The following is a 491-nucleotide window of genomic DNA, read 5'->3' as shown; positions in this document are numbered from 1 at the left end:
TCTCTGTTTACCCAGACAGGCTCTGGTAATGCCCGGCGATCCACTTTACCATTCAGAGTCAGCGGAATTGATTCAAGACGGGTAAAACTGGCCGGCACCATATATTCCGGCAAGTGGTCAGATAAGTGTCTGAACAACTCATTATCCGAAAGCTTGCTTTCCGCAACCGAATTTTCCGCAACCCAATAGGCTACCAGCGTTTTATTACCCTCATGTTCGCGATCAATCACCACGGCCTGCTTGACCTGCGGATGTACAGCCAGTGCGCTTTCAATTTCCCCCAATTCAATACGATAACCACGAATTTTCACCTGAAAATCATTGCGCCCCAGATAGTCCAGATTGCCATCCGATAACCAACGCACCAAATCGCCGGTTTTATACAGACGGGTGTAGCCGAGCGACTTGTCCTTATCCGTAGCAAACGGATTTGCCACAAACCGCCCGGCGGTCAGTTCAGGCCGGTTTAAATACCCCCGCGCCAGCCCGGC

At 51.1% G+C, this 491-nt stretch carries 1 protein-coding gene; it reads right to left on the bottom strand.

Going from position 1 to position 491, the window contains the following annotated elements:
• A partial coding sequence (locus tag Xind_RS19770) for an AMP-binding enzyme (RefSeq protein WP_187650973.1) occupies positions 1-491 on the bottom strand: 491 nt, incomplete at both ends.

The sequence above is a fragment of the Xenorhabdus indica genome (assembly GCF_014467235.1).
In the GTDB taxonomy this organism is placed as follows: Bacteria; Pseudomonadota; Gammaproteobacteria; order Enterobacterales; family Enterobacteriaceae; genus Xenorhabdus; species Xenorhabdus indica.
Note: the sequence above shows the minus strand (reverse complement) of the source record. Positions and strands in the feature narration are given on the sequence as shown.